5 protein-coding genes are annotated in these 6,319 nt (G+C 73.0%); all 5 read right to left on the reverse strand.

What is annotated here, in order from left to right:
- Nucleotides 1-104 precede the first annotated feature (104 nt).
- The gene (gene prfA / locus PINTE_RS19895) at nt 105-1,202 is read right to left on the reverse strand and encodes a peptide chain release factor 1 (RefSeq protein WP_068434121.1); all 1,098 of its coding nucleotides are present in this window, start codon (nt 1,200-1,202) and stop codon (nt 105-107) included.
- Between the two features lie 97 nt (nt 1,203-1,299).
- Complete coding sequence (rpmE, locus tag PINTE_RS19900) at nt 1,300-1,515, reverse strand: 50S ribosomal protein L31 (RefSeq protein ID WP_068434123.1); 216 nt, start codon at nt 1,513-1,515, stop codon at nt 1,300-1,302.
- Between the two features lie 171 nt (nt 1,516-1,686).
- Nucleotides 1,687-3,930: a sensor histidine kinase gene (locus PINTE_RS19905; protein WP_068434125.1), complete on the reverse strand. Its 2,244-nt coding sequence runs from the start codon at nt 3,928-3,930 to the stop codon at nt 1,687-1,689.
- A 78-nt stretch (nt 3,931-4,008) separates the two neighbouring features.
- The gene (locus tag PINTE_RS19910; protein WP_068434127.1) at nt 4,009-4,392 is read right to left on the reverse strand and encodes a response regulator transcription factor; all 384 of its coding nucleotides are present in this window, start codon (nt 4,390-4,392) and stop codon (nt 4,009-4,011) included.
- Nucleotides 4,393-4,545: 153 nt separating this feature from the next.
- A partial coding sequence (rho, locus tag PINTE_RS19915; protein ID WP_068434129.1) for a transcription termination factor Rho occupies nt 4,546-6,319 on the reverse strand: 1,774 nt, incomplete at its 5' end.

Consider the following 6,319-nt stretch of genomic DNA (forward strand, 5'->3'; position numbering starts at 1 on the left):
ACCTGCCGCCCCCGACGGCGACCCCGGCTCCGGCTCGGGCGCGCCAGACGCGGGCGAGACGGGCTCCGGCACTGGCGAACCCGGCTCCGGGCGAGACGGGCCGCTCACGCCTCGGACAGCGCCGCCATGCGGGCCGCCTCGTCGGCGTCGAGCGCCGACGCCACGACGGGGTCGAGCTCGCCGTCGAGCACGGTGTCGAGGTTGTAGGCCTTGAAGCCGGTGCGGTGGTCGGCGATGCGGTTCTCGGGAAAGTTGTAGGTGCGGATGCGTTCGCTGCGGTCGACGGTGCGCACCTGGCTGCGGCGCGCCTGCGAGGCCTGCGCGTCGGCCTCGTCGCGCGCGATCTGCAGGAGCCGGGCCCGCAGCACCCGCAGCGCCGACTCCTTGTTCTGCAGCTGGCTCTTCTCGTTCTGGCAGGAGACGACGATGCCGGTCGGCAGGTGCGTGATCCGCACCGCGGAGTCGGTCGTGTTGACGCTCTGCCCGCCGGGGCCGGAGGAGCGGTAGACGTCGACGCGCAGGTCGTTGGGGCCGATCTCGACCTCGTCGGGGTCGTCGACCTCGGGCATGACGAGCACCCCCGCGGCCGAGGTGTGGATGCGGCCCTGGCTCTCGGTGACCGGCACGCGCTGCACGCGGTGCACCCCGCCCTCGTACTTCAACCGGGCCCAGGGCGCCTCCCCCGGCCCGGGAACCCCCTTGGCCTTCACAGCGATCCGCGCGTCCTTGTACCCGCCCAGGTCGGAGTCGGTGGCCTCCAGCACCTCGCACGCCCAGCCGCGGCGCTCGGCGTAGCGCAGGTACATGCGCACGAGGTCGCCGGCGAACAGCGCGGACTCCTGCCCGCCCTCGCCGGCCTTGACCTCGAGGATGACGTCGCGGTCGTCGTCGGGGTCGCGGGGCAGCAGCAGGCGCCGCAGCCGCTCGACCGCCTCCGCGAGGTCGGCCTCCAGGCCGGGCACCTCGTCGGCGAACGAGGCGTCGTCGGCGGCGAGTTCGCGGGCCGCCTCGAGGTCGTCGCGCAGCCGGGCGGCCTCGCGGTAGACGGCGACGGTGGGCGCGAGCGCCGCGTACCGCTTGTTGATCCGGCGCAGCGCGGAGGCGTCGCCGAGCACGTCGGGGTCGGCGAGCCGGCCCTCCAGCGCCGTGTACTCGTCGACGAGCGCGCGAGCAGAATCGAGGGTGGCGGCTGCGGCGGTCATCGCGGGGCTCCTTGGCTCCAAAGGCGGACGGGGCGGAGACGAACGACGCCGGCCCAACGCCTCCGAGGTGGAGTGCGGTGGGCCGGCGGCGATGACGCTACTTGGCGGCCTTCTTGCCGTAACGCGCCTGGAAGCGGGCGACCCGACCACCGGTGTCGAGGATCTTCTGCTTGCCGGTGTAGAACGGGTGGCACTGGCTGCACACGTCGGCGTTGATGCGCCCCGAGGTGGCGGTGCTGCGGGTCTGGAAGGTGTTGCCGCAGGTACACGTCACGGTCGTGAGGACGTAGTCGGGGTGGATGTTCTTCTGCACGGGATGTCTCCTCGGGTCGCGGATCCTCCGGGTCGCTGCGTCACTGGGCCTGATGACAGGCCGACCGCCGTGCGGGCGGCGTGACGATCGGATGCGTGAACCGGTGGCCGACCGGCAATTATTCCACTGCGGCGCGCCGCGCCAAAATCGCCGTCCGAACGGGCGCCGACGTCAGGGTTCGGCGGTGGTTGCGGTCACCCGCGGGGCGGGCTCCACCGCCTCGGCGGGGTCGGGGGAGGCGGCCCTCGGAACGCTCATCGTCACGGTGGTGCCGGCGCCCTCCACGGAGTCGACCGTCAGGGTGCCGCCGTGGCGTTCGACGATGCCGCGCACGATGACCAGCCCCAGCCCGCTGCCCTGGATCTGCGCGCGGGTGGCGTTGCTGGCGCGGAAAAACCGGGTGAACAGGTGCTCGGTCTCGTCGGCCGGGATGCCCATGCCGGTGTCGGCGCACCCGAGTTCGACGTGGGCGCCGTCGGCGCTCGGGCGAGCGGACAGGGTGATCCGGCCGCCGCGGGGCGAGAACTTCACCGCGTTCGAGGCCAGGTTCGCCAGCGCCCGGGTGAGTTGGGCCCGGTCGCCGCGGGTCCATAGGTCCGTGCCCTGCTCGCCGGAGACCGTGATCCCGGCCTGCTCGGCCCCGGTGGCCAGCGCGTCGGCGACCTCGCGCACCACCTCGCCGAGGCAGACGAGCGGCGCGTGCGGCGGCAGATCGGTGACGTCGAGTTCGTTGAGCACGATGAGGTTCTCGATGAGGTCGCGCAGCCGGTCGGTGTTGCGCCCGATGACCTCGATCATCTGCTGCTGGGGGTCGCTCAGGCCGCCGCCGGCGTCGTCGGAGAGCATCTCGACGTAGCCGGAGATGCTGGTCAGCGGCGTGCGCAGCTCGTGACTGACGGTCGCCATGAAGGCGTCCTTCTGCCGGTCGAGCTCCTCGAGCCGGGTCACGTGCTCGGCCTGCTGGCGCTCGGCGGCGGCGAGCATGACGAAGCGGGTGATCTCGCCGACGATGTGCTGCACGAACGCCGTCTCGACGCTGTTCCATTGGCGCGCCGCGCCCCGCACGAGGGCCACGCCGATCGCGCGGTCCCCCAGCCCGAGCGGCACCACGAGCAGGGAGCCGGTGCCCGCCGGGCCGTACTTGGCGGCCCACCGGCGCTCCGCGGAGCCGGGCGGCAGCGCGGCCACGTCGTCGGCCGCGGCGAACCGGTCACCCGCACCGCCCCAGAGCCCGTCCGCGTAGTCGGCGAGCGCGGTGCCGTCGTCCTCGTCGCCCCCGTCGGGGGGTTCGGCCTGGGCGGGTTCCGTCGGCGCGTCCAGTGGCGCCGGGGGCGCGGTGTCCGGGGCGCTCCACACGGCGGGCTCGCGGAGCCGGCGCTGCTCGCTGAACACCCCGCAGACCACCAGGTCGGCGCGCAGCGCCCGCCCGATGCCCTCGGCCGCGCGCTGCAGGGCGGTCGGCAGGTCACGGCTGGACTGCACGGCGCGTCCGAGCACGGCCTGCGCGCGCAGCACCCGCAGCGAGGATTCCTGCCGGTCGGTGAGTTCATGGTGGGCGGCGGTCAGCGCGTTGACGTCGCCGGCGAGTTCACGCACCTCGACGGCCCCGGAGTCGGTGGCCGCCCAGGCGGTTCGGTCTCCGTCGCGTTGGCGGCGGACGATGTCGCGCAGCCGCCGCAGCGGCGTGGTCAGCGCGTCGCCGGTGCGGCGGCCGATGAGCAGCACGGCGCCGAGGGCCAGTGCGGTGGCGGCGAGCACGGCGAGCACGGAGTCGCGCACCGCGGTGCTCATCGAGGCCTGCAGCGCCGCCCGTTCCCCGTCCAGCGCCTCGGCGACGGCGTCGTTGGCCCGGCCGACCGCGCCGAAGAGGCGGCGGCCCTCGTCGAGCCGCTGCTCCCCCGTCTCCGGCTGGGCGCTGACCTCGCGGGCCAGGTCGCGCCAGGGCGCGACGGCCTCCTCCTGCTCGGTTCGCGCGGCGTCGAGCTGCCGGCGCCGGTCCTCGTCGGCGGTCACGTCCGGGGCCGTGAGCCGGTCGGTGAGCACGGACAACTCGCCGTCGACGCGCGCGTCCTGCGTCCGGTACGTCTGCTGCAGGTGCTCGGCGTACGTGGCCCAGGCCGGACCGGCTCCCGGGCGGCCGGCGATGACCCCCTGCTGGGAGAGGACGTAGCCGCGCAGGGCGCTCTGAGCCTGCACGAGCGTCAGGCGCACCTGGCGGTTGGCGTCGACGGCGGGCTCGACGACATCGATGGCCCGGTCGACCTGGCGCTGCTGCAGGTAGACCGCGGCCAGCCCCACCCCGCTCATGCCCACGAGCAGCACGGAGACGACGATGCACAGCGTCAGCAGGCGCCACCGCACGGTGCGCGAGGAGGGGCGCCGAGGGCTGCGGCTGTCACCGTTCGGGGTGGTCATCGCGGTCATCGTGCCTACGGACTCACAGGGGCCCGCCGTCGGCGCGCTGTGCGGGCGAGGCCGGGCGGCGGCCGGCGGTCACGCCTCGCCGTCGAGCACCGAGGTGACGCGGCGCACCAGTTCGCGCGGCGAGAACGGCTTGGCGACGTAGTCGTTGGCCCCGGAGGCGAACCCGGCGTCGATGTCGATGTCGCGGCTGCGGGCGGTGAGCAGGATGATCGGCACCGTCTTCGTGCGCTCGTCGTCGCGGATCTTGCGCAGCACGTCGAGGCCGGACAGGCCCGGCATCATGACGTCCAGCACCGCCAGCCGCGGCGGGGCCTCGCTGATCGTCGCCCACGCCTCGGCGCCGTCGGCCACCGCCTCGATGTCGTACCCGGCCTGGCGCAGCTTGAACGTCACCAGCTCCCGGATGTCGGCGTCGTCGTCGGCCACGACCACGCGCATCGGATCGGCTGACATCTCTCCCCTTCCTGGCAGGCGCGCCGACCATCGGCACAGGTGCTGCCACCTGACTGTCGACGGGGCGACCCGGCGGCCTGGGCAGACCACCGGACATGCGAAACCCGCCCGGACGTGCGTCGGGGCGGGTTCGCGCGAGTCAGCGGGCGCCGCTCAGTCGTCGTCCAGTTTGATATTCGACGTCTTCTGGACGCTCATGAGGAACTCGACGTTGCTCTTGGACTTCTTGAGCCGGTCGATGAGCAGCTCGATGCCCTGCTGGGTGTCGAGGGCGGCGAGCACGCGACGCAGCTTCCACATGATCTTCAGTTCCTCGGCGGCCAGGAGGATCTCCTCGCGCCGGGTGCCGGAGGCGTTGACGTCGACCGCCGGGAAGATGCGCCGGTTGGCCAGCTGCCGGTCGAGCTTGAGCTCCATGTTTCCGGTGCCCTTGAACTCCTCGAAGATGACCTCGTCCATCTTGGAGCCGGTCTCCACCAGGGCCGTGGCCAGGATCGTCAGGGAGCCGCCGTGCTCGATGTTGCGGGCCGCGCCGAAGAAGCGCTTCGGCGGGTAGAGCGCCGCGGAGTCGACACCACCGGAGAGGATCCGGCCGCTGGCGGGCGCCGCGAGGTTGTACGCGCGGCCCAGCTTGGTGATCGAGTCGAGCAGCACGACGACGTCGTGGCCCAGCTCGACGAGGCGCTTGGCGCGCTCGATGGCCAGCTCGGCGACCGTCGTGTGGTCGTCGGCGGGACGGTCGAAGGTGGAGGAGATGACCTCGCCCTTGACGGCCCGCTGCATTTCGGTGACCTCTTCGGGCCGCTCGTCGACGAGCACGACCATGAGGTGGCACTCGGGGTTGTTCGTCGTGATCGCGTTGGCGATCGCCTGCATGACCATCGTCTTACCGGCCTTGGCGGGCGCGACGATGAGGCCGCGCTGGCCCTTACCGATCGGGCTGACGAGGTCGATGATGCGCGTGGTGAGCACGTTCGGCTCGGTCTCCAGGCGCAGCCGCTGCTGCGGGTACAGCGGGGTGAGCTTGTTGAACTCGACGCGCGCGCGCGCCTTCTCCGGCGTCATGCCGTTGACGGTGTCGAGCCGTACGAGCGCGTTGAACTTCTGGCGCGCCGGCAGCTGCTCGCCCTCGCGCAGCGCCCGCACGGCGCCGGTCACGGCGTCGCCCTTGCGCAGGTTGTGCTTCTTGACCAGGCCCAGCGGCACGTACACGTCGTTCGGGCCGGGCAGGTAGCCGCTCGTGCGCACGAACGCGTAGTTGTCGAGCACGTCGAGGATGCCCGCGACCGGCACGAGCACGTCGTCGTCGCTGACGGCCTCGGCCTGGTCGTTCTGGTAGTCCTGCGCGGAGTCGCGGTTGTTGCCGCGGCGCTTGCGGTCGCGGCTGCGCTGCCGGTTGCGGCGGCGGCTGCCCGAACGCTCGTTGTCGTCGTCGCGGCGGTTGCGCCGGTTGTCGCGGTTGTCACCGCGGTTGTCCCGGTTGTCGCCGCGGTTGTCCCGGTTGTCGCCGCGGTTGTCGCGGTCGTCCTGGGCGTTGCGGTTGTCGCGGTCGCCCCCGCGGTTATCGCGGTTGTCGCGGTTGCCAGCGTTGTTGCCACGGTTGTCGTTGCCGCGGTTGTCGCGGTCGTACTGGCGGCCGCCGTCGCGGTTCTCGCCGGACTGCTGGCCCTCGTCCCTGCGGCGGTAGCCGTCGCGGCGGTCGTCGCGGTCCTGCCGCTCGCCGTCCTGGCGCTCGGTGCGGTCCTGGCGGTCGCCCTGGTCGGCACGTTCGGCCCGTTCGGCCCGTTCGGCACGGTCGTCGGTGCGCCGCCGGTCGTACTGGCCACCCTGGGAGGTCTGGCCGCCCTGGTCACGGGCGTCACGACCGTCGCGGCTGTCACCGGAGTCGCGGGCGCCGTCGGCCGGCCGGACGCCGTCGCCGGACTGC

It is taken from the genome of Piscicoccus intestinalis NBRC 104926, assembly GCF_001515525.1.
GTDB classification, from domain to species: Bacteria; Actinomycetota; Actinomycetes; order Actinomycetales; family Dermatophilaceae; genus Kineosphaera; species Kineosphaera intestinalis.

What these genes read in the sequence shown, in the direction of transcription:
- prfA (WP_068434121.1), bottom strand. Translation starts at nt 1,202, where the DNA reads ATGACCGCCGCAGCCGCCACCCTCGATTCTGCTCGCGCGCTCGTCGAC.
- PINTE_RS19905 (WP_068434125.1), bottom strand. Translation starts at nt 3,930, where the DNA reads ATGACCACCCCGAACGGTGACAGCCGCAGCCCTCGGCGCCCCTCCTCG.
- PINTE_RS19910 (WP_068434127.1), bottom strand. Translation starts at nt 4,392, where the DNA reads ATGTCAGCCGATCCGATGCGCGTGGTCGTGGCCGACGACGACGCCGAC.